Below are 25355 nucleotides of genomic sequence, written 5' to 3' on the forward strand. Positions count from 1 at the left end.
GCTCTTCACCGACCCCAAGGCGCCCTTCCCCTCACCCGGCTTCGTCGGCCAAGCGTGCGAACGCGAGGTGGGCGAGCGCCGCAGCCTGGTCACCGAGCAGCGCATCGTCGAAGACCACGCGCGGAGAATGGTTCGTCTCGGCCGCAGGGTCCACACCCTCCGGCGTCGCCCCGAGGAAGACGAAGGTGCCGGGCACCGCCTCGAGCACATAGGAGAAGTCCTCCGAGCCCATCCGCGGATGCTCCATCTCGACGACCCGGTCACTGCCGAACACCTCGCCGAGGCGCTCGACCGTCGTCTGAGTCTCGTGCGGATTGTTCACGGTCACGGGGAAGCCCACCTCGAAGTCCACCTCGGCGGTGCAGCGATGGGCCCGGGCGATGCTCTCGGCGATCTCGTGCACGCGTTCCTGCAGCAGCTCCAGCGACTGTGCCGAGAGGAAGCGGATCGACGCGGCGAGCTTCGCGGAATCCGGGATGACGTTGCTCGCCTGTGAGCCTTCGAGCTGAGTGACCGAGACGACGACGGGGTCGAAGATGTCGAAGGATCGCGTCGTCATGGTGTTGAGCGCCAGCGCGATCTCGGCGATCGCGGGCACGGGATCCCTGGTCGCCTGGGGCTGGGAGCTGTGTCCGCCGGCCCCGTGGATGGTGAGGTGGAGGTCGGCGAATCCGGCCATGAGCGATCCGCCCTTGGTCGTAAAGCGGCCCCGCTCATCGGCCTCGACGTGGATTCCGAAGGCTGCGACGACGGGGACTCCGGCGGCGTCGAGCACGCCTTCGGCGATCATCGGTTCGGCCCCGCCCTCGACCTCCTCGGCGGGCTGGAACATGAAGATCACGGATCCCTGCAGCTCGTCCCGGTGCGCGGCGAGGAGTCGCGCGGCGCCGACGAGGCCTGCGGTGTGCATATCGTGGCCGCAGGCGTGCATGTTCCCGTTCGTCGAGGCAAAGTCGAGTCCCGTGTCCTCGACCACGGGCAGGGCGTCCATGTCCCCGCGCAGCAGCACCGCAGGCCCGGGCTTCTCGCCTTTGAGGACGGCGACCACCGAGGTCAGCGACTCCCCCGTGGTGAACTCGAGTCCCAGCCCGGCGAGTTCATCGAGCACGGTCCGCTGGGTGAAGGGGAGGTCGAAGCCGAGTTCGGGGTTCGCGTGCAGGGTGCGACGCAGCGTCACCAGATCGCCGAGGTGGCTCTCGGCTTCCGTACGGAAGTCAGGGATGGATGCGGATGTCGAGGCGGTCATGGTCGCTGTTCTCCTTTGGCCGGAATGCTGTGAGTTCGACTCTACTGAGAATCTCCCCGGGCGACGGTTCACGATTCGTCGCTGTCCCGCCTGACGGTGCGATCGTAGGCACTGACGAACTGAGTGAGATCGGCGAGGAACTCATCCGCCCGCTCCCCGAGCGCCCCGAGTCCGGCCCCGAATGCCGCCAGTGACTTCTCGACATCATCCTCGAAAGCGCGGATCCCCGCTGGCGTGGGGCTGATCTCGTGGGCAGCGCTGCCCGGGCGGCGCGAGCGCTGCAGGAGACCGACGGCCATCGCCGAGTTGATCTGCCGGTTGACCGTCGACTGCTCGAGACCGAGCTCGGCGGCGATCTCTTTGAGAGTCCGCGGCTTGTCATCGGAGAACATCCACAGGATCCGCAGGTCGGCCGTACCCAGATCCATCTGGTTCGACTGCGCGCGCCGAGCACGGTCGAGGCGCGTGACCAGGGCCGCGATCCGGCGATCCCGGGGCAGGCCGGCGTCGACGGAGACTCCGGCGTCTCGGGTGGTCCGACGGGGAGGACTTGGTCGAGAGCTCATAGGTATGTATTCTACATAGGTACGAAATATGTAGATTACATATCTGCGCAGCAGCCTCGCCCGGAAGTGAGCCACCGTGACCGCTCCACACGATCAGCCCGAACATCACGATCAACACAGCCAACACTCACCCACCACCACACAGCTCGCCGCCAAGCCGATCCTCATCGTCATGGTGCTCGGCTTCTCCAGCCTGTGCGCCGCGCTCATGCAGTCGCTGGTCATCCCCATCCAGCCCGAGCTGCCCCACCTCCTGAACACCTCCGCGAGCAACGCCGCGTGGGTCGTGACTGCCACTCTCCTCGGCGGGGGTGTGGCCATGCCGGTCTCCGGCCGTCTGGCCGATATCTACGGGCGCAAACCCGTGCTCGTGGTCTCTGCCGTGATCCTGCTCGCGGGCTCGGTCGTCTGCGCCCTATTCTCGACCATCGGGCCGGTCCTCATCGGCCGCGTCCTCCAGGGATTCGCGATGGGCTACATTCCCGTGGCGATCAGCTTCGTCCGCGAGGTCACACCTCCGGCCATGCGCAACTCCGCGGTCGCCGGGATCAGCGCCACCCTCGGTGTGGGCGGCGCGCTCGGCCTGCCGATCGCGGCGTGGATCGCCCAGGACTTCGACTGGCACATGCTGTTCTGGCTCTCGGCGGTGCTCGCCGCGATCATGACCATGCTCTCGATCCTCGTCCTCCCGCACACCGCACCGGCGGATCCGGGACGCTTCGACTACCTCGGCGCCGTGGGTCTGGCGGTCGGCATCGTCGGGGTGCTCGCGGGAGTGTCGAAGGGCAATGACTGGGGCTGGAGCGCACCGTCGACCCTGGCTGCGATCATCGGCGGACTCCTCGTCCTCGTCGTCTGGGGGTTCTACGAGGTGCGCCACCAGCATCCGCTCGTCGATCTGCGCACCACCGTCCGGCGTCCGATCCTGCTGACGAACATCGCGGGAATCCTCATCGGCTTCGGCATGATGGCGCAGTCGATCGTCGTCCCCCAGCTTCTGCAGATGCCCGAGGCGACCGGCTACGGACTCGGCCAATCGATCCTCCAGGCGGGAATGTGGATGGCGCCCGCCGGTCTGATGATGCTCGCCTTCACCCCTATCTCGAGCCGTCTGCTGTCCACGATCGGCGGGCGTCCGACGCTGGCCCTGGGCGCCACGGTCATCGCCTGCGGCTACCTCTTCGCGGTGTTCCTCGACGGTGCGCCCTGGCAGCTCATGCTCGCCACCTGCATCTCCTCGGCCGGCGTCGGAATCGGGTACGCGGCCATGCCGACGCTGATCCTCGAGAACTCACCCGCCGCCGAGGCGGGGGCCGGCGTCGGCGTCAACTCTCTCATGCGCTCGATGGGCACCACCGTCGCGGGTGCCGTCATGGCCATCGTGCTCACCAGCCAGACCGTGTCGATGGGTGGGACGGAAATCCCCGCCGAGGCGGCCTTCCGCACCTGCTTCATCATCGGTGCGGGGGCGGCGGTGGCCGGAGCCCTCGTCGTCCTGCTCATCAAGCGGAGCAGGCCGGCCTCGCATGTCGTCGAGACCTCGGAACACGCCGAGGCGACCGCCTGACCGGGACTGCCTGGCCCCGTCCGCAGCGGTCGGGTGGGGCCGGGGTCTGCTCGACCGAGTCCGACCGGACTCTGGACCCCGCAGGCCCTCATGCGTACGGTGGATTCCGGCAGCGCCACTCAACGAGGAGTCCACCGTGCGCATCATCATCACCCAGAACATGACCATCGACGGTCGCGTCGAAATGCTCGACGACTGGTTCGACCCGCAGGCCCAGGATGAGGAGCTGACCGCGAAGCTGATGGCTCAGTCCGCGAACGAGGACGTGCTCCTGCTCGGTCGGCAGACCTTCGAGGACTTCCGGGGCTATTGGCCTCTGCAGACCGATGACACCACGGGAGTCGCCGCTCACTTGGACCGGGTCGAGAAGCGAGTGGTGTCGACGACCATGACCGAACCCGGATGGCAGAACACGCGCATCATCGGCGGCGATCCGCTCGAGGCGGTCGCCGCACTCCGTGAGGAACCCGGCCGCGACGCGATCCTCACCGGCAGCATCACGCTCGCACACGCTCTGATCTCGGCTGAGCTCATCGATGAGTTTCGGATGTTCACCTACCCTGTGTGGCAGGGTAGGGGGCGCGGATTCTTCCCCGACGATGCCCCTGCGCCGAGGCTGCAGCTGGCGGACGGGAAGACTTTCCCTGCCAGCGGGGTCGCCTACACGGCGTATGTGCCCAAGCGCTGAGCGCTAAGCTCCCGAGTGCTGCTGCGCGAACTGCGCTCCCCACTCGTTCATCGCCTCGACGATCGGTCCGAGGCTGCGGCCGAGTTCGCTCAGCGAGTACTCGACGTGCGGCGGGACGACCGGGTAGACGGTGCGTTCGACGAGGCCGTCCTCTTCGAGTTCGCGCAGCTGACGGGTCAGCGTCTTCGTGTTCGCCAGTGGCATGAGTCGGCCGAGTTCGTTGAACCGCTTCGTGCCCTCGAGAAGATGCTTGATGGTCGTGAGCTTCCACGTGCCCCCGACCGCCGAGACCGCGACCTCGACCGGACAGACCTCCATGGCGCGTGAGACCGGCAGACGCATGATTCCTCCGTGGGTCGTGCAGATTCGACAGGGACAGAAATCTCCGTACTAGACGCATCTACCGTAGGCCGCGACGATGGAAGCATGCAAGGAAATTCCACCGCCGCCACCGTTCTCTGGGTCAGCGCCTATCCCGAACCACGGTCCCTGGCCGGGAGCCTCCGCACCGACGGAATCGCCCACCTGCGCCGAGGCGGCCACGAGGTCATCGAGTCCGATCTCTATGCGATGGGCTGGGACCCCGTCGTCCGCCCTCGGGACGGCGGCCGCGACCTCGACCCCAGCACAGTCAGGTCTGCGGCCGAGAGACCGCAGCGCTTCCGAGTCAGCGCCGACACCCGCGAGGCCTTTATCGCCGGCACCCTGCCGCCGGAGATCACACGCGAGCAGAACAAGCTGCACCGCGCCGATGCGCTCATCGTCCAATTCCCACTGTGGTGGTATGGCCTGCCCGCGATCCTCAAGGGATGGTTCGACCGGGTCTTCACCAGCGGCTTCGCCTTCGGCACCGATCCGAGCACGGGACGCCGACTGCGTTTCGAGCAGGGTCCATTCACCGACAAACGCGCGCTCGTCATCACCACCCTCGGCGACCGCCCGCAGGCGATCGGCCCGCGCGGAAAATCAGGCGAACTGACCGAACTCCTCTTCGGGCTCCTCCACGGCACCTTCGCCTATACGGGCATGGACGCACTGCCGCCGCTGGCCTTCCCGAGTGCCGATCGGCTCGAGGACTACGGAAAGGCACGCGAGGACCTGATCGACCGCCTCGGCGGACTCTTCACTGATCCGCGCATCCCCTACCGACCCCAATTCACCGGCGATTACACCTCCGAGTGGGAGCTCGCCGATCACCTCTGCCCCGGCGAACACGGGGTGAGGGTCAACCTCAGCGCGCGAGTCAACCTCGGCGCCTGACCGAACACTTATCGACTGACCCAGAACCCGACCCACCGATATCGCCGCCACCGCACCACCGACCCCAGGAGTCATCGTGCCCGCGACCCCCGAACTCATCCGCCCCTTCCACGCCCACGTCCCCGAAGCCGAACTCGAGGAGCTGCACTCGCACCTGGCCGCGGCCCGGCTCCCCGAGGCCGAAACGGTCTTCCAGCCCGGGGCCAACCCGCATCGCTGGGACCAGGGAGTGCCCCTGGATGAGTTGACCGATCTCGTCGACTACTGGCTCACCGGGCACGACTGGCGCGCTTTCGAGGACCGTCTCAACGAGATCGGCCAATTCCACACGACTATCGACGAGGTGGAGATCCACTTCCTTCACCGCCGCTCGGGGCGCCCCGACGCCACTCCCCTGATCCTCACCCACGGCTGGCCGGGCAGCGTCGCCGAGTTCATCGACATCGTCGACGAACTCGCCGATCCCAGCGACCCCACCGCTCCGGCCTTTCACCTCGTCGTCCCCTCACTGCCGGGATTCGGCCACAGCGGCAAACCGAGCACCACCGGCTGGGGCACCGAAAAGATCGCAAGCGTCTGGGTGAAGCTGATGGCCCGACTCGGCTACGACAGGTTCGCAGCCGCCGGCGGCGACTGGGGAGGCGTGATCACCACGATCCTCGGCGGCCGGTTCCCCGAGCACCTCATCGGGATCCACACCACCTTCGCTCCCGGCCCGCCCGGACTCTCACACGAGGGACTGAGCGATGCCGATCGCGCCTGGGCCGAGGACGCCGAAGACTTCTGGCTCAACCGCGCCGCCTACGCGCACCAGCAGGCCACGAGGCCGCAGACCATCGGCTATGCCCTCGTCGATTCACCGGTCGGTCAGCTCGCCTGGATCCTCGACAAGTTCGCCGAATGGACCGACACGAAGCAGAGTCCCTTCGAGACGATCTCCCGCGACCGCCTCCTCGACAACGTCAGCCTGTACTGGCTGACCAGGAGCGGCGCCTCCTCCGCACGTATCTACTATGAGAGCCACGATTCGCTCGATCCGGATCTGCGGGTCGAGGTTCCGGCGGCCATCACCATGTACCCGCGCGACATCGAGAAGTATCCGCGCGCACTGTCCGAACAGCGCTACCGGCAGATCGTGCGCTGGCGAGCGGCCGAGCGTGGCGGGCATTTCCCGTCCCTCGAAGTCCCGGACGATTTCGTCACCGACCTGCGCGAAGGGCTGGCCGCGGTGCTCGCCGCCGCACGCGAAACACCGGTGAAGCATCGAGACAACGGTGTGCACCTAGGCGTTTCGGCGCTCCACCCGTGTCTCGGACGCAGTTCGCTCAGGCGGTCCCGAACATCACCTTCCGACCGTCGGGATCCTCGACGGTGACGACGACATCGTCGACGTCGACAAGAGGAGTCCCCGTTGCCTTGATGTGGTCGAGGAAGGCCTGCTGGTTCGGAATCCGGAAGTACAGATGTGTGAGGTTCGATCCCGGAACCGGCGGGTGGGAGTACTCGGCGAAGGCTTGTGCGTCGTGGAGGGCGATCTGGATTCCCTCGACGTCGATGACGTAGTAGGTGTACTCCTCGCTGCCTGCCGATTCGAGTCCGACTCCGGCCACATCGCGGTAGAAGGCGGCGGTCGCCTCGGTGTCGGTGCAGGTGAGGAACACCCCGCGAAATGTCGATTCCATCTCCGGCCCCCTTCGTCCCACCCGACCCGGCGATCGGATGCTTCCAGTGTCCCATGCTGGGCAAGGCCCGCCCCTTGCCAAGCGATGCTCATGCTCCACACAGACTTCGGTGACACCGAACTGTTAGCCTGACAGGCTGATTCCGAGATCAGGAGTGATTGTGCGAAAGAACAAGTGGCTGCTTGGCCTGGCAGTGTCCGTGTCCGTGGTCGGTCTCGCCGCTTGCGGTGGTGAGGACGGCGGCGATTCGTCCGAGGAGACCTCGGCCGCAGCCGAACAGAGCCCCGGCGCCGAGGCGGGTCAGGACGGCAAGCCCGCCACCGACGACATTCCCGATGTCGTCGCCGAAGTCAACGGCGACAAGATCACCAAGGATGACTTCGTCCCCCTCTACGAGACTCAGTACCAGCAGATGCAGATGCAGTCACAGCAGTCGGGCCAGCAGGTCGACGAGGATCAGCTGAAGACGCAGACTGCCGAGAACCTCGTGAGCACGAAGCTCCTCACCCAAGAGGCGGACAAACGCGACATCAAGGTCTCCGACAAGGACATCGACAAAGCGCTCGAAGAGTCGGCGAAGTCGAGCCAGATGAGCAAGGACGACTTCCTGGGGGCCATGAAGGATCAAGGCATGGACGAGAAGAAGGTCAACTCCGAGATGGCCAACCAGCTCAAAATCGAAGACCTCATCACCGACGAGTACGGCGAGTTCAAGGTCACCGGCGAGGAGATCGGCCAGGCCTACGAGCAGGCGAAGACCCAGCAGGAGCAGATGGCTCAGCAGGGCGGTCAGCAGCAGGAGGTTCCCGAGCTCGAGGAGATGCGTCCCCAGCTCGAGGAGCAGGTGAAGAGCCAGAAGTCCACCGAGGCGACTCAGAAGTTCGCCGAGAAGCTTCGCAAGCAGGGCGATGTGACGATCAACCTCTGATTCCCATTGTTGGGGAATCGCTGTGCGTTCCTCGCTAAATCCTTGCACGCACTTTAGTCTGTAGTGGAACACGAGGGCGGATGCCATCCATTCGCGCTCCACACAGACGGCACCGCCGACTCCGGCGGCAGCCGCGCGTCAACACAAGGACATAAGGACCGACCATGGCATCGATACTCACCCGCTCGGCGATCGTCGCGCCGAAGAACTTCAATCGGTGGCTGATCCCACCGGCGGCCCTGGCGATCCACCTGTGCATCGGCCAGGTCTACGCATTCAGCGTCTTCAAGATTCCGTTCATGGAGCACTTCGATGCCGGTGAGGTCTCCATCGGGTGGATCTTCTCCATCGCGATCCTCATGCTCGGCATCTCCTCGGCGGTCTTCGGACCCTGGGTGGAGAAGAACGGTCCCCGAGCCTCGATGGTCGCCGCAGGCACCTGCTGGGTGATCGGCTTCTTCGTCGCCTCCCTGGGCATCATGACCGGACAGCTGTGGTTGGTCTACCTCGGCTACGGAGTCATCGGCGGCATCGGTCTGGGCATCGGCTATATCTCCCCGGTCTCGACCCTGATGAAGTGGTTCCCCGACCGTCCCGGCCTGGCCACCGGCCTGGCGATCATGGGCTTCGGCGGCGGTGCGCTCATCGCCAGCCCGATGTCGAACCAGCTGATGGGCTTCTACGGCGGAGGCTCCGAACCGGAGAACCTCGTCGCGGGTCTGACCCCGACCTTCGTCACCCTCGGCATCGTCTACGCTGTCGTCATCGCCGCCGGCGCTTTCGTCATCCGCGTGCCCCACCCCGAGTGGACCCCGAAGGGCTTCGATCCCTCGCAGGCGAAGACGAAGCCCATGCAGACCAAGGGCAACGTCTCCGTGCGCAACGCGATCCGGACCCCGCAGTTCTGGTTCCTGTGGGTCGTGCTGTTCCTCAATGTCACCGCGGGCATCGGCATCCTCGAGAACGCCGCCCCGATGATCCAGGCCTACTTCGGTATCACCGCGGCCGCCGCCGCCGGCTTCGTCGGTCTGCTCTCGATCGGCAATATGGGTGGGCGCTTCATCTGGTCGACGACCTCGGACTACCTGGGCCGGAAGAACAACTACATGATGTACCTCGGCGTGGGGCTCCTCCTCTACCTCGTCGTCGCCCTGTTCGGCGGCAGCTCGATCATTCTGTTCGTGCTCGCGACGCTCGTCATCATCTCCTTCTACGGCGGCGGATTCGCCACCATACCCGCCTACCTCAAGGACCTCTTCGGCGTCTATCAGGTCGGCGCGATCCACGGCGCCCTGCTCACCGCGTGGTCGGCGGCCGGCGTGGCCGGTCCGCTCATCGTCAACTCCGTCGTCGAAGCCGGCGAGAAGGCGGGCAAGACCGGGCCCGAGCTCTACACCCCGGGCATGTACATCATGGTCGGCGCGCTGGCCATCGGCTTCATCGCCAATGCCCTCGTCAAGCCCGTGAGCGAGAAGTACTTCGAACGCGAGGAAGAGGTAGCCGCGAAGCAGGCCGCCGCCCTCGAGGACAACGACTGAAAGGTTGCAGCGATCATGAGCAGCTCCACTCCGACAGCACACATACCCGATGAGGGATCACCTCAGTCGCCCATCGGCGGCGCCTACAAGACGATCGGCTCGACCCTGACCGTCGTCGTGGTCGGCGGCCTCCTCTGGGGACTGGCGCTGACCGTCGTCAAGGCCGTCACCATCTTCACCGGCTGACCGAGGCTGCCCCACGGGCCCCGGGCCGAATCCGGGCTCGGGCCCGAGCGGATCTTCATCCGCTCCGGCAGCCTCCTCTGCAGCGGGGTCGCCACCGGCTTAATGGTCACCGCCGCCGCGTGATCCGCGCGGCGCACAGCCGGCATCGTGGAAAGTCGAAGCGCGGAATCAGCTCCGCCATAGCTTGGCCACAGGATGCGGGTACTCAATAGGGATCAAGGAGAACATCCCCCTGATTGAGAAAGGCACAGACCATGAACGAGTCGAGGCAGCCCCGAGCCGCAGCGCCGAACGAAGCCGCACATGCAGGACGGAACCTCGCCGAGGCGGTAGAGGGCAAGGGCGCACGGCACCCACGTGGGCGCACCGTTGCGAAGATGGCGGCAGGTGCCGCCGCAGCCCTGGCACTGACCACCGGCGGGCTCGGCGGACTGCCGGCCCGAGCCGCAACACCCGGCGCCGTATCCGCTGCGGCCGCCACCACACAGATCCCCTTCTCCGGACAGGCAGTTCCGGGGTCGAGCGACGGCGGGACTGCCGGAAACGGGTCGGGCGGTTCCGGGAACTCCGGCATCGACGGGAACATGCCCGACACCGGATCCGGGCAGACCGATGCCTCCCCGGCCAGCGCCGCCGAATCGACCGGCGTTGTGCTCATCGATACGAAGCTCGGCTACGAGGATGCGGCCGCGGCCGGCACGGGCATCGTGCTGAGCAAGGACGGTCTGGTGCTGACGAACAATCACGTCATTGCCGACTCCACCGAGATATCGGTGACCGTGGCGACGACCGGCAAGACCTATGAGGCCTCGGTCGTCGGCTCCGATTCGACGGAGGACGTCGCCGTGCTCAAGCTCAAGGACGCCACGGACCTCTCACCGGCCAAGGTCGATGAGGACTCCGTCGCCGTCGGCGATGACGTCACCGCGGTCGGCAATGCCGAGGGCGGCGGTGAGCTCCTGGCCGCCGACGGCTCGGTCAGCGACCTCGGTGCCTCGGTGACGACCACGGCGCAGGGCACCGAAGACTCCGAGACCCTCGACGGGATGATCGAGGTCAAGGCCGACATCGTCTCAGGCGATTCCGGCGGAGCCCTGCTCGACGGCGACGGCGAGGTCGTGGGCATGAACACCGCAGCCTCCTCGGGCAGCGCCGAGATCACCGGGTACGCGATCCCCATCGAGACCGCACTCGAGACCGCCGAGTCCATCGTCGACGGCGAGCAGACCTCGACGAACACCCTGGGCTACCCGGCCTTCCTCGGAATCGGCGTCGAACAGTCCGACCAGTCCGGCCAGTCCGCCTCGAACGGCCAGTCAGGTTCGAGCGAGCAGAACGGCAACGGCCCCGGCTACGGGCAGGGAAGTCAGCTGCCCGGCCAGCAGGGCAGCGGCAGCGCCGGGCAGTACGGCGGCAGCTCGGGCGGATACGGCGAATCCACTCAGCCCGGGTCGGGTTCGAGCACCGGCGACTCAAGGTCGGCATCATCCGGGTCCGCCACTTCCGGGGCGACTGTCGCCGGCGTCTACGAAGACACTCCGGCCGCCGAGGCGGGACTCGAGGCCGGAGACACGATCACCTCGATCGACTCGACGGCCGTCACCGATGGGTCCCAACTCTCGGAAGTCATCGGCAAGCACAGCCCCGGCGACTCGGTCTCCGTGACCTGGACGGATGCTTCGGGCCAGAGCCACACCGCGAAGATCAAGCTCATCGAAGGCCCGGCCGCCTGAGCCGGACCGAGAACAACTGAGGCACCGCACCCATGCGCCGCCGTTCCCACCTCGGGGGCGGCGGCGCACAGCTGTCGATTCCCGGCCGCTCTCCGTGCCGACGTAGGATCGACGCATGCCGAATGACGACAGCCCTGCCGAGCCGACGCACAGTCACGGCGCCTCTCGCGTCGACTGGCCCACGGTGCTGCGCAATGTCGCTCTGGCCTTAGCCGTGCTCGCCGGGGTGTGGCTGGTCTTCAACGTCCATCTCCCATCTCTCGGCGAGCTCCGCAGGGACATCGGCGAGGTGGGCTTCTGGGGCTTCGGCCTCTTCGTCCTCCTCTACGCGGTCGTCGCGGCGACCCCGATCCCGGTCACGATCATGGCGGTAGCCGGCGGAATGATCTACGGCCTGCCGTTCGGCACCCTGCTGTCGATGATCGGAGTCGTCCTCGGCTGCTGGGGCGGCTATTGGATCTCCCGTGCACTCGGCCGTGACACGGTGATGAAGCTGCTCGGCAGCCACGCCGAGGCGGTCGAATCGCGACTGACCGACGGCGGCTTCTATGCCGTGTGCACCTTACGGCTCCTGCCTGGCTTCCCGTACTGGCCGGTCAACTACGGCAGCGGGGCGCTCGGCATCGACAATCGCACCTTCCTCATCGCCACCGCGGTCTCGGCCCTGCCGGGACAGCTCTCCCTCGTAGCGGTCGGTGCCTTCATCGGAAATCCGGGGATCCTCACCGGCACAGCGGTCGCAATCGCCTGGGCGCTGGTCATCACGCTGACGATCATCACCTTCCGGCGATGGAAATCCACCCACAAGAGCAGCGACAAACCGGGCGAAGACGCAACCGACGAACCCACCGAGACCTGAGTTCCGGCTCGACCGAAGCGGTCCGCTTCTACCTTCACCAGTCGTCGTCTTCGCCTCGTCGTCTTCGCCTCGTGCGCTTCTCCTCGTCAGCGTCCTCTCGTCGACTTCACTTCATTGACTTCGCCTCAGACCCGGAGCATTCTGAATGGACACGACCCGCGAGCCCGCGGACGACCGCGGGTGCGGACGGGACGTCGTTCTCAAGGGAAATCGCCATGACCACCACCTACACGTGGGATGTCTTCTGCACCCTCGACGGCTTCGGCTCCTACAGCGCCGACGGCGATTGGGGCGGCTATTGGGGCCGACAGGGACCGGAGTTCCTCGATCGTCGGGTCACCCAGTACGGCCTGCGACAGCGACTCGTCCTAGGCGCGAACACCTTCCGGATGTTCCAACGTTTCCTCGGTGATCTCACCCGCGAATCAGAAGCTGATGACCCGGTGAACACGAGGATGAAGCACCTGCCGACGACGGTCGTCTCGTCCACCCTCACCGATCCCCTAGACTGGCCCGATGTCGACCTCGTGCGCGGGGATGCCGGCGACATCGTCAGCGGCCTCAAGGCGGACTCGGACATTCCGCTGCGCTCCCACGGCAGCCCTTCGCTCAATCGCTCGCTCATGGCCGCGGGTCTCGTCGATCGCATCCAGGTGACGATCTTCCCGGTCATCAGCGGCCGCACCGGAGACGTGCCGATCTTCGCAGATGCCGACGACTTCGACCTCGAACTGCTCGACCATCACACTCTCGACGGCAACATCCAAGAACTCACCTACCGGCCCACGCTCCACGGCTGAGCCGGCGACCGGCGTGGAGCGGCCTGACCGCTGCCGCGCCGGCGGCTCTCTCCAGTCCCTCACCTCACTCGAAGTTCGGCTTCCGCCGCTCCTGGAAGGCGCGGAATCCCTCCGCGTAGTCAGGGGTCCGACGGGCCGATTCCTGCAGGGTCGCCTCTTCGGCGAGCACCTCTGCGAGCGCGGGACGGTCGTCGGCGAGCTTCTGCACGAAGCCCTTCTCCATCGCGAAGGCCTCTGCCGGTCCGGACACGATCCGCGCCAGCTTCGCCTCGACGAATTCGGAGAGCTCCGCTGCGGGCACCGCGCGGGAGACGATCCCGGCGGCGGCCGCCTCGGCGCCGGTCATGAAATCACCGGTGACGATGAGGTCCATCGTCCGGTGGTAGCCCAGCCGATCGAGGAACACGTGGTGGGCGCCGGAGTCGAGCATCGCGCCGATCGCGGCGAACGGGGACCCGAACTTCGCGTCATCGGCGGCAAAGATGATGTCCGCGGCCGCGGCGATGCCGAACCCGAGGCCTAGCGCGGCCCCCTGGACCTGGGCGATGACGGGGATCGGCAGGGCACGGATCGAGTGGAAGACCGGGGCGAAGGTCTCGGCGAGGAACGCATGCGCATCGTCGGTTTCAACATCGACCTCCGAGATGTCGCGGCCGGAGCTGAAGACCTTGCCCTCGCCGCGGATGAGGAGCACCCGGACGCTGGGGATCGCCTCGGCGATCTTGTTCACGGCCGCGGCGATATCGCGGAGGTTGTCCGCGTCGAGGGCATTCCGGGACTCGGGGCCGTCGAGGATGAGTTCGGCGATCTGCTCGCGGTTCTTCAGTCGGATCTCGGTCATGCGTGCTCCTTTGCAGATGATTCCAGCAGGCGGTGGTGCCCTCAAACGGTGGTGCCGCGCTGCGCGTTGGACGCGCCTGTCACCAAGTGTAGAAGCCCTGACCGGACTTGCGGCCCAGCTGACCTGCGGCGACCTTGTCGCGCAGCAGCTGGGGCGGTGCGAAGCGAGGCCCGAGTTCGGCCTCGAGATGCTCGGCGATGCCCAGGCGCACATCGAGCCCGACGATGTCCGTGGTCTTCAGCGGTCCGGCCGGATGCCGGTAGCCCAGCGTCATCGCCGAATCGATGTCTTCGGCACTCGCGACCCCGTCCTCGACCATCCGGATGGCCTCCAGAGCCAAGGCCACGCCGAGGCGGGAGCAGGCGAATCCGGGCGAATCCGTGACCGTGATCGCCGTCTTCCCCAGGCCCCTCACCCAGTTCTTGGCGGCCTCGACGAGCGCTGGAGCCGTGTGGGTGCCGACGACGACCTCGACGAGTTCGGAGACCGGGACCGGATTGAAGAAGTGCAGACCGATAAGAGCCTGCGGTCGGGGCAGGGCGGCGGAGAGTTCGTCGATCGAGAGCGCCGAGGTGTTCGTGCCGATGCTCGCGGCCGGAGCGTATTTCGCGATGGCGGCGAGGATCTCCTGCTTGAGTTCGAGCTTCTCCGGGACGGCCTCGATGACGAGGAGGGCCTGGTCGAGCAGCGTCGGATCCCGGACGACCGCGACGGATCCGGGAACCTCGATGCCTTTGGAGCGGGACTTCTCGATCGAGGCGGCGATGCGCTCCCTGGCCGCGGCCGCCGTGTCTTCGGTGCTCTCGATGACGATGACCTTCGCGCCGGCTGTGGCGAAGGCGTGGGCGATGCCCGCACCCATCCGACCGCCGCCGTAGACGCCGACGGTATCGGGGACCTGCGCGCCACCCGAGCCCGACGTCGCGGTGGTCCGCACGTCATCGGGTTCGTGTACGGTCTGCTCGCTCATTCGGCGCCGCCTCTCTGTTCGGGGGTCTCACCCTGCACGCTGCCGGGGTCGTTCTGCTGGTCCATGGCCTCGGTGCGCACGGCCTGGGCCTTCGCCCGCTTCTTCGCTTCCCTCTTGGCGAGGAACGCGTCCATGCGGGCGTATTTCTCGTCGGTCTCGAAGAGCACAGCCTGGGCCACATTGTCGATGAGCGGATGAGCCTCCCGGGGTGCATGGAAGGCGGATTTGCTCAGGCGCACTGCCAACGGTGCGAAGCTTGCGATCCGCTCGGCCAGGGCCTGCCCGGCATGTTCGAGATCCTCGGGATCGACAACATCGTTGAGGAGACCGATCGCCTTGGCCTCATCGGCCTGCAGGGTCCGCCCTGCCAGCAGGATCTCCTTGGCCCGCGGCTCTCCGACGAGTTCGCGCAGTCGCCACGCCGCTCCCGCCGATGCCATGATGCCGAGTCCCGGTTCGGGGTTGCCGATCTTCGTCGACGGGGTGCCGATGCGGAAGTCGCAGGCGAAGGCGAGTTCGGCCCCACCGCCGAGGGCAAAGCCTTCGACGAGGGCGATCACCGGCATCGGCAGATCCTGGATGCGGGAGAAGACCTTCGAGTTGATGCCGGCCAGTGCCTCTTCGCGGCCGCGATTGCGCATCTGGGAGATGTCGGCGCCGGCGGCGAATACCCCGTCGGAGCCGATGATGATGGCGACCTTCGGGTTCGCCTCGAGCTCGGCGCACACGGCATGGAGGGCGTCGACCATGTTCAGGTCGATGGCGTTGCGCACCTCGGGCCGGTTGAGCCGGATCACGGTGCGGTCGGCGAAGCGTTCGATGAGCACCGGGGAGGCGGGGCCACCCGCGCCGAGGTAGTCCGCACCGGGGTTGCCTGCGCCGGCACCTGCTGCGGGGCTGCCCGCGCCGACGCTCATGCCCGCTCCAGTAGCAGGGCCGAACCCTGGCCGACGCCCACGCACATGGTCGCGAGCCCACGTTTCGCATCGGCCTGCTCGAGGCGGTTGAGCAGGGTCAGGGTGATGCGTGCTCCCGAACAGCCCAGCGGGTGTCCGAGTGCGATCGCTCCGCCGAAGCCGTTGACCGTGGCCGGGTCGAGTCCGAGGTCGCCGATGCAGGCCAGGGATTGGGAGGCGAAGGCCTCGTTGAGCTCCACGGCTTCGAGGTCGTCGACCGACCAGCCGACCCGATCGAGTGCCTTGCGGGTCGCCGGGACCGGCCCGATGCCCATGATCTCCGGGGCGACGCCGGCGCTGGCTCCGGAGACCACTCGGGCACGGGGATTGAGTCCGCGCTTGTTCGCATAGGCCTCGGAGACGAGGACGACGACGGCGGCACCGTCGTTGAGGGACGAGGAGTTGCCGGCGGTGATGACACCGCCCTCCCCGTGGATGGCCCGCAGTTTGGCGAGCTTCTCCCGCGTCGTGTCCGCCCGCGGACCTTCGTCGGCACTGACCTCGCCGATGGGCAGGATCTCAGGATCGAAGCTTCCGGCTGCTTGGGCGGCGAGCGCCTTCTGGTGGGAGTCGTAGGCGAAGGCGTCGAGTGCCTCGCGGCCGAGCTTCCACTGCTGGGCGACCCGTTCGGCGGTCTGCGGCATCGACAGGATCGTGTCCTCGTCGAAGGCCGGGTTCGTGAACCGCCAGCCGATCGAGGTGTCCCAGGATTTCCCCGGCTTCGCCCAGGCACGCTGCGGCTTCTCGGTCACCCAGGGTGCCCGGGTCATCGATTCGACGCCTCCGGCCACGACCACCTCGGCGTCACCGGCGGCGATCATCTGCCTGGCCGTGGTGATCGCGGTCAGCCCGGAGGCGCAGAGCCGGTTGACGGTGAACGCGGGAACCGTATCGGGCAGGCCGGCCAGCAGCACGGCCATGCGGGCGACGTTGCGGTTGTCCTCCCCGGCCTGATTCGCCGATCCGAGGATCACCTCGTCGATGTCGGCCGGGTCGATCCCGGGCCTCTCGACAACGGTCTTGAGCACCGTCGCCACCAGATCGTCGGGGCGCTGATCTGCGAGGACTCCCCCGTAGCGGCCGATCGGCGTGCGCAGTCCGTCAAGGATGAATGCTTCGGGCATGGGGCTCCTTCGCTGGGATCCGGTTATCGTCATCGTCGCACACCTCTACCGCGGCAGTGCGATTCGGGTGCCCCGCCACGGCGGGGCGATTCACGAGTCGAAGTCGACCGTGACCTCGTCGCTGACGGGGAAGGTCTGGCAGGTGAGCACGAAGTTCGCGGCCACCTCGGCGTCTTCGAGGGCATAGTTGCGGACCATGTCGACCTCGCCGCCGCAGATCTTCGCCCGGCAGGTCCCGCACACCCCGCCCTTGCAGGCGAACGGCAGATCCGTCCGCGACTCCTGCGCGGAGTCGAGGATCGTCTTGGACTGCGACATCGCCGAGGTGGTCCTACGTCCGTCGAGGACGATCGTGACCTCGCTGGTGGCCCCCTCGAGGGCCTTGTCCGCGTGGACGACCTCCGGCGGGGGTTCGTCGACGTAGAAGAGTTCGAAGTGGACGCGTTCCCCCAGCACACCGAACTCGGCGAGCACCTCGCGGGCATCGCTGAGCATGCCGAAGGGCCCGCACAGCCACACATGGTCCATGTCCCCGGCGGGCACGAGCGAGGTGAGCAGCTCCCGCAGCTTCTCAGCGTCGAGACGACCGGAGAAGAGTTCGACTTCACGGGGTTCGCGGGAGAGGACGTGGATGAGGTCGAGCTGCTGGTTGCGGGCGTCCTTGAGGTCGGCGAGTTCCTCGGCGAACATCACGGTGTTCGTGTTCCGGTTGCCGTAGAGCAGGGTGACCGAGGCGTCCGGGTTGCTCAGCACGGTCGTCGCGATCGAGAGCATCGGGGTGATGCCCGAGCCTGCGGCGATGCACAGGTGCCTGCCGCCGAGTTCGGGGTCGGCCTGGAAGGATCCGCTCGGCGGTTGGACTTCGATGGTCTCACCGGGGCGGACGTCGTTGACGAGCCACCGGGAGAAGAGTCCGTCGGGAATCTCGCGGACCCCGATGCGCGGGTCTGTTCCGGCCGGGGCGCAGATCGAATACGAGCGGCGGTGTTCGGCGCCGTCGATCATCCGCCGCAGGGTCAGGGACTGTCCGGCGGCGAAGTCGAAGAGCTCCGCGTAGTCGTCCGGGACGGCGAAGGTCACGGCCGCGGAATCCTCGGTGAGGTGGTCGACGGACTTGACCGTGAGCGGGTAGAAGGCCGTGCGTGAGGAGGGGTCCGTGGGCGCAGGAGCACCGGCCGCCTCGGCGTTCTGATTGATCGTCTCGGTCATCAGATCTCCTTCACGTGTTCGAACGGTTCGAGGCAGTCGAGGCACTGGTACATCGCCTTGCAGGCGGTCGGCCCGAATTCCGAGGACAGGCGCACATTCTCCGAACCGCACAGGGTGCAGACCACGGCCCGACGGGTGGGCATGAGGGTCAGGGCCACGGGTCCCTGTCGTGTCGGAGCCTGCCCCGGGGGCGAGATTCCCGCTCCCTTGAGGGCCTTCCGTCCCTCCTCGGTGATCCAGTCGCTGGTCCAGGCCGGGGACAGGGACACCCGCACTTCGGCGTCGGGGAATCCCGCGTCCTGGAGTTCGCGCTGCAGGTCATCGCGCATCGTCGCCATCGCCGGGCACCCGGAATAGGTGGGCGTGATCGTCACGACGACGCGGCCGTCCTCGATCGTCACCTCACGAAGGACGCCGAGGTCGACGAGCGTGAGCATCGGCATCTCCGGGTCGGTCACGCGGGCCGCGGCGGCACGGGCACGGTCGATCGCAGCAGTCCGGGTTTCGAGTGTTGCGGTCACCACTGTCCCTCCGGGTGCTGACGGGCGACGACCTGCATATCGGCGAGCATCTTCGACAGAGCTTCGGTGTGCAGTCCGTCGCGGCCCTTCTGACCGCGGACTCCGGCCAGTGCGCCGCGTTCGGGCCGGTCGATGCCGGCCGCGGCGAAGACCTGATCGATGATGACCCCGGCTTCGTCGGCCACCTCGGCGGGGTCGATGCCGATGCCGGCGGCTGCCACCGAGGCTTCGATCGGGTGGGTCTCGAAGAGCTCGGCCCACAGCGGCCACAAGCCGTTCAGGGCGGTGAGCAGTCGGGTCTTCGATTCCGCGGTGCCGCGGGCCAGGGTGAGGACCCAGCGGCCGGCGAAGTCGCGGTGATAGGACATCTCCTTCACGCCTTTGTCGGCGATGGCCGCGAGCACGGAGTCGCGGCTGGATGTCAGCCGTTCGAAGATGGCCAGGCGCCAGGTGGAGTAGATGAGGATCTTCGCGGCCGCCTCGGCGAAGTCGCCGTTTGGCACCTCGGCGAGGCGGACGTTGCGGAACTCGAGGTCCTCACGGAAGTACGCGAGCCGGTCCTCGTCGGGCACCGGCGAGCCCTCCGGCAGCTCGGGCACGAGGGCCGGATCGGCAGCCGCGGCGCGGGCGAGCAGGAGCCGGGCCTGGCCGAGCAGATCGAGGGAGATGTTCGCGAGCGCGATGTCCTCTTCGAGGTCAGGAGCGTTGGAGCACCATTCGGAGATCCGCTGGGAGAAGATCAGGGCGTCGTCGCCGAGCATCAGGCAGTAGGCGGCGAGTTCCTTGGGGTCGACGCCCTCGGGCACGGTGGTGTCGACGCCGGCCAGAGGATCCTCGAAGTCGGTGCCGAAGGCCCAGTGGGCGTCGTTGACGAGCAGCCCGGAGTAGGCGTTGTCGTGGTCGCCGTGTTCGACATTGGTGCCGGCCTCGTCGTGGCCGACGTGGATGTTCGGTTCGTTCGTCATCGTCGCGGCCGCCTCACATGTGGGGGACATCGTCGGGGATGTCGTAGAAGGTCGGGTGGCGGTAGACCTTGTCGCCGGAGGGGGCGAACATGGGGTCCTTCTCGTCCGGGCTCGAGGCCGTGATGTCGGCCGAGCGGACGACCCAGATGCTCACGCCCTCGTTGCGCCGGGTGTAGACGTCGCGGGCGTGGCGGATAGCGAGCTGGTCATCGGGTGCGTGCAGCGAGCCGACGTGGACGTGGTTGAGTCCGCGCTTGCCGCGCACGAAGACCTCGTAGAGCGGCCATTCGCCGCGAGGTGCTGCGCCCGCCGAGGTGGGGCCGGGGGTGGTCTCGGTCATTTCGCGGCCTCCTCGGCTGGGGTGGATTCGGTCGGTCCTTCGGGGTTCTCGGCGAAGGCGAGCGCGGCTTCGCGCACCCAAGCTCCGTCGTCCCAGGCGCGCTTGCGGTGGGCCAGACGCTGCTCGTTGCAGGGACCGTTGCCCTTGACGACGGCCCAGAACTCGTCCCAGTCGGGCGTCGAGAAGTCGTAGTGTCCGCGCTCCTCGTTCCACTTCAGGCCTTCATCGGGGAAGGTCACGCCGAGGGCTTCGGCCTGCGGGACGGACATGTCGACGAACTTCTGGCGCAGCTCGTCGTTGGTGTGGGTCTTGATGCCCCATTCCATCGACTGCTCGGTGTTCGGGGAGTCATCATCGGGAGGTCCGAACATCATCAGCGCCGGCCACCAGAAGCGGTTGACCGATTCCTGCACCGAGGCACGCTGTTCCTCGGTGCCGCGCATCATCGTCATCAGCAGCTCGTAGCCCTGCCGCTGGTGGAAGGACTCCTCCTTGCAGATGCGGATCATCGCCCGACCGTAGGGGCCGAACGAGGTCCGGCACAGGGGCACCTGGTTGCAGATCGCGGCCCCGTCGACGAGCCAGCCGATGGTGCCGACGTCGGTGTAGGACAGGGTCGGGTAGTTGAAGATCGAGGAGTACTTCTGCTTGCCGGCGACGAGCTTCTCGGTGAGTTCGTTGCGGGTGGCGCCGAGGGTCTCGGCGGCCGAGTAGAGGTAGAGACCGTGACCGGCCTCGTCCTGGACCTTCGCGAGCAGGATCGCCTTGCGCCGCAGCGAGGGAGCCCGGGAGATCCAGTTGCCCTCGGGCTGCATGCCGATGATCTCCGAGTGGGCGTGCTGGGCGACCTGTCGGATGAGGGTCTTGCGGTACTTCTCCGGCATCCAGTCGCGGGGTTCGATCCGATCCTTGGACGAGATCGTGTCCTGGAACTGCGCCTCGAGCTCCGCCTCGGCGTCCGCCGCCGGGACCCCGGGACCTGTGATGTCTGTTGTCATGACCACTCCACCTCTGACCGTTCCGCCATTGGATACGTCTTCATCGGACTCCACACTGTACTCGCGCGGCATTCTTCGCGCGGCCCTAACGTGAGTCGATGCTGATCCCGAGCGAAATCAATTACTGACCATTTGTTCTGTATTCCTTGGTCACCAGTGTGGCACACCCCACGCCGAGGCGCAACGCAGAAGCGGGCGGGGGCACCGGCAGTGCGCTTCAATGCGCAGCGCCAGGGCTGACGGCCGCCCAACTTGACAGAGACGCCGATCACAACGATATTTATTGACCAGATGGTCGTTTATTCGCGTGGCTCGGCACACTCTCGTCGATCGCGCTCAGTGACTCAAGGAGGAGCCGACATGGGAGAACCCGGCCAGGAGACCACGACAGCCCGCAGCGAGGAACTCACCGGTGCCGCCGCGATGTTCGCGGGCGACCGCGCCTCCCAGCACCTGGGCATCACCGTCGATGACCACGGTCCCGGCTGGGCACAGTGCTCGATGACGGTCACCGAGATCATGACCAACGGCCACGGCATCACCCACGGCGGCTACGTCTTCCTCTTCGCCGACACCACCTTCGCCATGGCCTGCAACTACCCCGGATCGATCACGGTCGCCTCGGGCGGGGACATCGACTTCCTCAAGCCCACCTATCTCGGCGACGAGCTCGTCGCCCGCGGCCGCGAGGTCATCAAGCAGGGCCGCTCGGGCATCTACGACGTCACCGTCACCCGAGATGACGAGACCATCGCCGTCTACCGCGGACGCTCCCGCACCCTCCCGGCACCGAAGCCAGCCACCGCCGAGACGCAGACTCCTGCCACCTCCGAGGCGCAGACGCCGGCCACCCCCTGATTTCACCGCAGGGACCGCCTCACCCGGCGGTCCGCGGTCACGGCGCAGCCACCTCGGCGCCCGTCGCATGTGCATCACAACAGAATTCCCAAGGAGACGACGATGACTTCCACCACCCCCGACCCTGGCCTGACGCTGGGCCTCGACGAGCTGCGCGCCGACCAGCTCGCCAACCTCCAGACTACCGTGAGAACCGTGTATGAGAAGGTGCCGTTCTACCGGCAGGCCTTCGACGACCTCGGCGTCGCCCCGGCCGACATCACGAGCCTCGAGGACATCGCGAAGCTGCCGTTCACGAACAAGCAGGACCTGCGCGACAACTATCCCTTCGGGCTCTTCGCGGTCCCCCGCGAGCAGGTCGCGCGCATCCACGCCTCCTCCGGCACCACCGGCCTGCCCACCGTCGTCGGCTACACGCAGAAGGACCTCGACAACTGGTCGAGCCTCATCGCGCGGTCGATCATCGGTGCCGGCGGCAAACCCGGGCAGATGATGCACAACGCCTACGGCTACGGTCTGTTCACCGGCGGCCTCGGCGTCCACGGGGCCGAGCGGCACGGGTTCACCGTGGTCCCGATCTCCGGCGGACAGACCCAGCGGCAGGTCCAGCTGATCCAGGACTTCAAGCCCGAGATCATCACGGCCACCCCGACCTACCTGCTGACCATCCTCGACGAGTTCCGCAAGCAGGGCATCGATCCCACCTCGACGAGCCTCAAGGTTGCGATCTGCGGCGCCGAACCGTGGACGGATGAGATGCGCAAGGAGATCGAGCGGTCCTTCGACATCGATGCCGTCGACATCTACGGACTCTCCGAGGTGATGGGTCCGGGCGTGGCCTGCGAATCCGCGGAGACCAAGGACGGCCCGACGATCTGGGAGGACCACTTCTACCCGGAGATCGTCGATCCCTTCACCGGTGAGGTCCTGCCCGACGGCGAGGAGGGCGAACTCGTCTTCACCTCGCTGACGAAGGAGGCCCTGCCGATCATCCGCTACCGCACGCACGATCTGGCGAGCCTGCTGCCAGGCACCGCGCACCCGAACCACCGCCGGATCTCCCGGATCACCGGCCGCTCCGACGACCTCATCATCATCCGCGGAGTCAACGTGTATCCGGCCAATGTCGAGTCCGTGCTCTTCGAGTTCGAACACCTCAGCCCGCACTTCCAGCTCGTCCTCACCCGGCCGGACCGGATGGATGAGGTCACGGTCGAGGTCGAGTCCCGCGAGGGAGTCGGAGCCGTCGAGCTCGAGGGACTCGACCGGCTGGTCGCCGCCCGGATCAAGGAGCGCCTCGGCGTGACCTCGACCGTGTCCGTGATGTCCCCGGGTGAGCTGCCACGCTCGGTCGGCAAGCTCAAGCGCATCATCGACCGCCGCGAAGGCATCCGGTGATCAACGTCGCCGTCATCGCGCGGAGGGCCGGGGTGACCCGGATGGCCGGTGTGACGCGGCTGATCGGTGTGACGCAGCTCGCGGCGCCCGCCGAGGTGGCTGGTTAGACTAGTGCGCATGTCGAAAACGACCTCACCTGGGCGGACACCGGAGCAGACGCCGGACCCTGAGTCCGATGCGGGCCCTATGTCTGGTGTGGGCCCTGCCATAGACGCGCAGACGGATTCCCCCGCCGAGGCGAGCGCACCGTCCCAGACCAAGCGCACCCGCCGCGGTCGCCCCGGCTACGACCGAGAGACGCTGATCAACAAGGCCACCGAGGTGTTCGTGGCCCGCGGCTACGACGGGACCTCCATGGACACCGTGGCCCGCGAACTCGGCATCACGAAGTCCGCGATCTACCATCACGTCACCTCGAAGGAGGAGCTGCTGCGGTTGGCGATCAACCGCGGCATCGACGCCCTCGACTCCGCGGTCGAGCTCGAGAGTCAGCGGTCGGGGCTCAATGCGCTCGAGCGTCTGCGTCTGGCCGTCCACGCCAGCGTCGTCATCCTCATCGAGTACCACCATTCGGTGACCCTGCTGCTGCGGGTGCGCGGCAATTCGCCCGTCGAACTCGAGGCGCTTGAACAGCGCCGCCGCATCGATGACAAGATCAGAGTCCTCGTCAAGGCCGCCATCGCCGAGGGCGGCCTCCGCTCGGACTTCACGCCCGGCCTGATCACCCGCCTGCTCTTCGGCATGGTCAACTCGATCACCGAGTGGTACCGCCCCGGCTACCCGATCGACCCGAAGACCATCGCCGACGCCGTCACCTCGATGGCCTTCGAAGGCCTCGAAACCTGAGGACCCGAGGCCTCAACTCCTCCGACAGGCGAGCCGCTGATGACCGCGGCGCACGGCCTGGAGAGGTGATGAATCCGGGCGCAGGTGCGAATCGGTCGGGCACACTGTGAACATGACGTCATCACCTGCGCCGATTCCCGTGATCCTCAACCCGGCGGCCCGCCGCGGTGCCGTGCGCAAGAGGATCGCCCCGCTGCGCGAAGCCTTCGCCGTCGAGGGAATCGAAACGTCGGTGGTCGAGAGCAGGAGCCTACGACATGCCGCCGAGCTTGCCGCCGGATTCGCTGCCCAAGGCACGCCGACCGTCGCCTCCCTCGGCGGAGACGGCCTGGTCCGCGCGGTCGCCTCCGGTCTCGTCGGTACGGAGTCCGCTCTGGGCATCATTCCCGGTGGGCGCGGCAACGACTTCACCGGCAAGCTCGGCATCCCGAAGGACATCGCGGCCGCGGCCGCAATCGTCTCTTCCGGGCGTGACCGCACCATCGACGTCCTCGATCTCGACGGTCATATCTGCGTCGGCAACGTCAGCCTCGGCCTGGATTCGGCGGTGCTCGGCTACGCGGATTCGGCCCGTCGCATCAACGGGCATTGGGTCTATCTCTACGGGGTGGCTCGTGCCGTCATGCGGCCTGCCCGCATCCGTCTGGAGCTGACCATCGACGGTGAGCTCACTGAGTTCCACGGGCTCTCGGCGGGTTTCGCCAACTCAGGCCGCTACGGCGGAGGCCTCAGACTCTCGCCCGAGGCCGAACTCGACGATGGTCTCATCGATGTCGTCCTGTTCAAGGACGCACCCGTGCCCCGACTGGCGGTGGAACTCCTCTGGTTCCTGTCTGGGCACCACCGTCGGCATCCGCACATCGAATTCGCTCGTGCCCGTCAGGTGCACATCGCCGCGCCCGAGAACGCGGACCCGATCGAGCTCTTCGCCGACGGTGACGCCGTGGCGCACACGCCGGCGACGCTGACGATCCGTCCCGCCGCGCTCAAGGTCCGCGTCGCGTCTATTCCTTCGCCATCAAGGTGAGCGCGTCGTACTTCGCCACGGGTTCCTCGTTCTGGTTGACCACCTCGGCGTCCTGATCGATGACAAGCTCCACGTCCCCGGCAAAGCCGCCATCGCCGACGCCGTCACCTCAATGGCCTTCGAAGACCTCAAGACCTGAGACTCAGCCAGTGCCAGACTGGGGCCTGATGCCTGAGACCTCACGCCCCGGGCAGTGAGTTGCGGACGATCTGTGTCGAGATCGCGCGCGGATCCCAGCACGGATCGTCC

The 25355-nt window shown here is 66.9% G+C and carries 27 protein-coding genes; 14 read left to right on the forward strand and 13 right to left on the reverse strand.

Annotated elements, in window-relative coordinates; translation table 11 throughout:
• Positions 1-31: 31 nt before the first annotated feature.
• Positions 32-1246, reverse strand: coding sequence for a M20 metallopeptidase family protein (locus tag ACH82I_RS10315; protein ID WP_413332373.1), 1215 nt, complete (start codon positions 1244-1246; stop codon positions 32-34).
• A gap of 68 nt (positions 1247-1314) precedes the next feature.
• Positions 1315-1812 (reverse strand): MarR family winged helix-turn-helix transcriptional regulator, encoded by a 498-nt coding sequence (locus ACH82I_RS10320; protein ID WP_230745440.1) that lies wholly within the window; start codon positions 1810-1812, stop codon positions 1315-1317.
• 76 nt (positions 1813-1888) lie between these two features.
• Between ACH82I_RS10320 and ACH82I_RS10325 the strand changes: the two genes are divergently transcribed.
• Both ACH82I_RS10325 and ACH82I_RS10330 read left to right on the forward strand, forming a co-directional pair.
• Positions 1889-3379, forward strand: coding sequence for an MFS transporter (locus tag ACH82I_RS10325; RefSeq protein WP_413332375.1), 1491 nt, complete (start codon positions 1889-1891; stop codon positions 3377-3379).
• A gap of 136 nt (positions 3380-3515) precedes the next feature.
• Positions 3516-4067, forward strand: coding sequence for a dihydrofolate reductase family protein (locus ACH82I_RS10330; RefSeq protein WP_413332376.1), 552 nt, complete (start codon positions 3516-3518; stop codon positions 4065-4067).
• Positions 4068-4070: 3 nt separating this feature from the next.
• Here ACH82I_RS10330 and ACH82I_RS10335 read toward each other — a convergent pair whose 3' ends face one another.
• Entirely contained in the window at positions 4071-4409 is a 339-nt protein-coding gene (locus ACH82I_RS10335; protein ID WP_413332377.1) for a winged helix-turn-helix transcriptional regulator, read from the reverse strand.
• Positions 4410-4493: 84 nt separating this feature from the next.
• Here ACH82I_RS10335 and ACH82I_RS10340 point away from each other — a divergent pair, with 84 nt between their 5' ends.
• On the forward strand, positions 4494-5327 hold the full coding sequence (locus ACH82I_RS10340; RefSeq protein WP_413332379.1) for an NAD(P)H-dependent oxidoreductase: 834 nt from the start codon (positions 4494-4496) through the stop codon (positions 5325-5327).
• A gap of 76 nt (positions 5328-5403) precedes the next feature.
• The gene (locus ACH82I_RS10345) at positions 5404-6702 is read left to right on the forward strand and encodes an epoxide hydrolase family protein (protein ID WP_413332382.1); all 1299 of its coding nucleotides are present in this window, start codon (positions 5404-5406) and stop codon (positions 6700-6702) included.
• Here ACH82I_RS10345 and ACH82I_RS10350 read toward each other — a convergent pair.
• On the reverse strand, positions 6653-7009 hold the full coding sequence (locus ACH82I_RS10350) for a VOC family protein (RefSeq protein WP_413332384.1): 357 nt from the start codon (positions 7007-7009) through the stop codon (positions 6653-6655). The genes ACH82I_RS10345 and ACH82I_RS10350 overlap by 50 nt on opposite strands.
• Before the next feature lie 160 nt (positions 7010-7169).
• Here ACH82I_RS10350 and ACH82I_RS10355 point away from each other — a divergent pair, with 160 nt between their 5' ends.
• From ACH82I_RS10355 to ACH82I_RS10380, 6 genes are all read left to right on the forward strand, one after another.
• Positions 7170-7937, forward strand: coding sequence for a SurA N-terminal domain-containing protein (locus ACH82I_RS10355; RefSeq protein WP_413332386.1), 768 nt, complete (start codon positions 7170-7172; stop codon positions 7935-7937).
• Positions 7938-8101: 164 nt separating this feature from the next.
• Positions 8102-9475, forward strand: coding sequence for an OFA family MFS transporter (locus ACH82I_RS10360; RefSeq protein WP_230745452.1), 1374 nt, complete (start codon positions 8102-8104; stop codon positions 9473-9475).
• A 15-nt stretch (positions 9476-9490) separates the two neighbouring features.
• On the forward strand, positions 9491-9661 hold the full coding sequence (locus ACH82I_RS10365; protein ID WP_413332388.1) for a hypothetical protein: 171 nt from the start codon (positions 9491-9493) through the stop codon (positions 9659-9661).
• A 254-nt stretch (positions 9662-9915) separates the two neighbouring features.
• Positions 9916-11394, forward strand: coding sequence for a S1C family serine protease (locus ACH82I_RS10370; protein ID WP_413332390.1), 1479 nt, complete (start codon positions 9916-9918; stop codon positions 11392-11394).
• A gap of 115 nt (positions 11395-11509) precedes the next feature.
• Entirely contained in the window at positions 11510-12253 is a 744-nt protein-coding gene (locus ACH82I_RS10375; RefSeq protein ID WP_413332392.1) for a TVP38/TMEM64 family protein, read from the forward strand.
• A gap of 215 nt (positions 12254-12468) precedes the next feature.
• The gene (locus tag ACH82I_RS10380; protein WP_230745457.1) at positions 12469-13053 is read left to right on the forward strand and encodes a dihydrofolate reductase family protein; all 585 of its coding nucleotides are present in this window, start codon (positions 12469-12471) and stop codon (positions 13051-13053) included.
• Between the two features lie 64 nt (positions 13054-13117).
• On the opposite strand, the gene ACH82I_RS10385 is transcribed toward ACH82I_RS10380, so the two are convergent.
• From ACH82I_RS10385 to paaA, 9 genes are all read right to left on the reverse strand, one after another.
• Positions 13118-13894, reverse strand: coding sequence for an enoyl-CoA hydratase/isomerase family protein (locus tag ACH82I_RS10385; RefSeq protein ID WP_413332394.1), 777 nt, complete (start codon positions 13892-13894; stop codon positions 13118-13120).
• A 79-nt stretch (positions 13895-13973) separates the two neighbouring features.
• Positions 13974-14864: a 3-hydroxyacyl-CoA dehydrogenase family protein gene (locus ACH82I_RS10390; RefSeq protein ID WP_413332396.1), complete on the reverse strand. Its 891-nt coding sequence runs from the start codon at positions 14862-14864 to the stop codon at positions 13974-13976.
• Entirely contained in the window at positions 14861-15781 is a 921-nt protein-coding gene (locus ACH82I_RS10395; protein WP_413332398.1) for an enoyl-CoA hydratase/isomerase family protein, read from the reverse strand. The genes ACH82I_RS10390 and ACH82I_RS10395 overlap by 4 nt, the downstream gene beginning before the upstream one ends.
• Entirely contained in the window at positions 15778-16944 is a 1167-nt protein-coding gene (locus ACH82I_RS10400) for a thiolase family protein (RefSeq protein WP_413332400.1), read from the reverse strand. Before ACH82I_RS10400 ends, ACH82I_RS10395 begins: the two co-directional genes overlap by 4 nt.
• Before the next feature lie 90 nt (positions 16945-17034).
• Positions 17035-18153, reverse strand: coding sequence for a 1,2-phenylacetyl-CoA epoxidase subunit PaaE (gene paaE / locus ACH82I_RS10405; protein WP_413332402.1), 1119 nt, complete (start codon positions 18151-18153; stop codon positions 17035-17037).
• Positions 18153-18674, reverse strand: coding sequence for a 1,2-phenylacetyl-CoA epoxidase subunit PaaD (gene paaD, locus ACH82I_RS10410; protein ID WP_413332404.1), 522 nt, complete (start codon positions 18672-18674; stop codon positions 18153-18155). Before paaD ends, paaE begins: the two co-directional genes overlap by 1 nt.
• Positions 18671-19639 carry a 1,2-phenylacetyl-CoA epoxidase subunit PaaC gene (paaC, locus tag ACH82I_RS10415; protein ID WP_413332406.1) on the reverse strand — a complete coding sequence of 323 codons (969 nt, stop codon included), beginning with the start codon at positions 19637-19639 and terminating at the stop codon, positions 18671-18673. The genes paaD and paaC overlap by 4 nt, the downstream gene beginning before the upstream one ends.
• Before the next feature lie 13 nt (positions 19640-19652).
• The gene (gene paaB / locus ACH82I_RS10420; protein WP_230745468.1) at positions 19653-19979 is read right to left on the reverse strand and encodes a 1,2-phenylacetyl-CoA epoxidase subunit PaaB; all 327 of its coding nucleotides are present in this window, start codon (positions 19977-19979) and stop codon (positions 19653-19655) included.
• Positions 19976-20977 carry a 1,2-phenylacetyl-CoA epoxidase subunit PaaA gene (gene paaA, locus ACH82I_RS10425; protein WP_413332408.1) on the reverse strand — a complete coding sequence of 334 codons (1002 nt, stop codon included), beginning with the start codon at positions 20975-20977 and terminating at the stop codon, positions 19976-19978. Before paaA ends, paaB begins: the two co-directional genes overlap by 4 nt.
• Before the next feature lie 360 nt (positions 20978-21337).
• Here paaA and paaI point away from each other — a divergent pair, with 360 nt between their 5' ends.
• From paaI to ACH82I_RS10445, 4 genes are all read left to right on the forward strand, one after another.
• Entirely contained in the window at positions 21338-21835 is a 498-nt protein-coding gene (paaI, locus tag ACH82I_RS10430; protein WP_413332410.1) for a hydroxyphenylacetyl-CoA thioesterase PaaI, read from the forward strand.
• A gap of 102 nt (positions 21836-21937) precedes the next feature.
• Positions 21938-23233 carry a phenylacetate--CoA ligase PaaK gene (gene paaK, locus ACH82I_RS10435; RefSeq protein WP_413332412.1) on the forward strand — a complete coding sequence of 432 codons (1296 nt, stop codon included), beginning with the start codon at positions 21938-21940 and terminating at the stop codon, positions 23231-23233.
• A gap of 117 nt (positions 23234-23350) precedes the next feature.
• A complete protein-coding gene (locus tag ACH82I_RS10440) occupies positions 23351-24079 on the forward strand; it encodes a TetR/AcrR family transcriptional regulator (RefSeq protein WP_230745476.1) in 729 nt (242 codons plus the stop codon).
• A gap of 112 nt (positions 24080-24191) precedes the next feature.
• On the forward strand, positions 24192-25106 hold the full coding sequence (locus tag ACH82I_RS10445; protein ID WP_413332415.1) for a diacylglycerol/lipid kinase family protein: 915 nt from the start codon (positions 24192-24194) through the stop codon (positions 25104-25106).
• Positions 25107-25355: the final 249 nt, after the last annotated feature.

It is taken from the genome of Brevibacterium sp. GP-SGM9 (genome assembly GCF_047300845.1).
GTDB lineage: Bacteria > Actinomycetota > Actinomycetes > Actinomycetales > Brevibacteriaceae > Brevibacterium.

What these genes read in the sequence shown, in the direction of transcription:
- ACH82I_RS10315 (WP_413332373.1), bottom strand. Translation starts at nt 1,246, where the DNA reads ATGACCGCCTCGACATCCGCATCCATCCCTGACTTCCGTACGGAAGCC.
- ACH82I_RS10320 (WP_230745440.1), bottom strand. Translation starts at nt 1,812, where the DNA reads ATGAGCTCTCGACCAAGTCCTCCCCGTCGGACCACCCGAGACGCCGGA.
- ACH82I_RS10335 (WP_413332377.1), bottom strand. Translation starts at nt 4,409, where the DNA reads ATGCGTCTGCCGGTCTCACGCGCCATGGAGGTCTGTCCGGTCGAGGTC.
- ACH82I_RS10340 (WP_413332379.1), top strand. Translation starts at nt 4,494, where the DNA reads ATGCAAGGAAATTCCACCGCCGCCACCGTTCTCTGGGTCAGCGCCTAT.
- ACH82I_RS10350 (WP_413332384.1), bottom strand. Translation starts at nt 7,009, where the DNA reads ATGGAATCGACATTTCGCGGGGTGTTCCTCACCTGCACCGACACCGAG.
- ACH82I_RS10360 (WP_230745452.1), top strand. Translation starts at nt 8,102, where the DNA reads ATGGCATCGATACTCACCCGCTCGGCGATCGTCGCGCCGAAGAACTTC.
- ACH82I_RS10365 (WP_413332388.1), top strand. Translation starts at nt 9,491, where the DNA reads ATGAGCAGCTCCACTCCGACAGCACACATACCCGATGAGGGATCACCT.
- ACH82I_RS10370 (WP_413332390.1), top strand. Translation starts at nt 9,916, where the DNA reads ATGAACGAGTCGAGGCAGCCCCGAGCCGCAGCGCCGAACGAAGCCGCA.
- ACH82I_RS10375 (WP_413332392.1), top strand. Translation starts at nt 11,510, where the DNA reads ATGCCGAATGACGACAGCCCTGCCGAGCCGACGCACAGTCACGGCGCC.
- ACH82I_RS10380 (WP_230745457.1), top strand. Translation starts at nt 12,469, where the DNA reads ATGACCACCACCTACACGTGGGATGTCTTCTGCACCCTCGACGGCTTC.
- ACH82I_RS10385 (WP_413332394.1), bottom strand. Translation starts at nt 13,894, where the DNA reads ATGACCGAGATCCGACTGAAGAACCGCGAGCAGATCGCCGAACTCATC.
- ACH82I_RS10390 (WP_413332396.1), bottom strand. Translation starts at nt 14,864, where the DNA reads ATGAGCGAGCAGACCGTACACGAACCCGATGACGTGCGGACCACCGCG.
- ACH82I_RS10395 (WP_413332398.1), bottom strand. Translation starts at nt 15,781, where the DNA reads ATGAGCGTCGGCGCGGGCAGCCCCGCAGCAGGTGCCGGCGCAGGCAAC.
- ACH82I_RS10400 (WP_413332400.1), bottom strand. Translation starts at nt 16,944, where the DNA reads ATGCCCGAAGCATTCATCCTTGACGGACTGCGCACGCCGATCGGCCGC.
- paaE (WP_413332402.1), bottom strand. Translation starts at nt 18,153, where the DNA reads ATGACCGAGACGATCAATCAGAACGCCGAGGCGGCCGGTGCTCCTGCG.
- paaC (WP_413332406.1), bottom strand. Translation starts at nt 19,639, where the DNA reads ATGACGAACGAACCGAACATCCACGTCGGCCACGACGAGGCCGGCACC.
- paaB (WP_230745468.1), bottom strand. Translation starts at nt 19,979, where the DNA reads ATGACCGAGACCACCCCCGGCCCCACCTCGGCGGGCGCAGCACCTCGC.
- paaA (WP_413332408.1), bottom strand. Translation starts at nt 20,977, where the DNA reads ATGACAACAGACATCACAGGTCCCGGGGTCCCGGCGGCGGACGCCGAG.
- paaI (WP_413332410.1), top strand. Translation starts at nt 21,338, where the DNA reads ATGGGAGAACCCGGCCAGGAGACCACGACAGCCCGCAGCGAGGAACTC.
- paaK (WP_413332412.1), top strand. Translation starts at nt 21,938, where the DNA reads ATGACTTCCACCACCCCCGACCCTGGCCTGACGCTGGGCCTCGACGAG.
- ACH82I_RS10440 (WP_230745476.1), top strand. Translation starts at nt 23,351, where the DNA reads ATGTCGAAAACGACCTCACCTGGGCGGACACCGGAGCAGACGCCGGAC.
- ACH82I_RS10445 (WP_413332415.1), top strand. Translation starts at nt 24,192, where the DNA reads ATGACGTCATCACCTGCGCCGATTCCCGTGATCCTCAACCCGGCGGCC.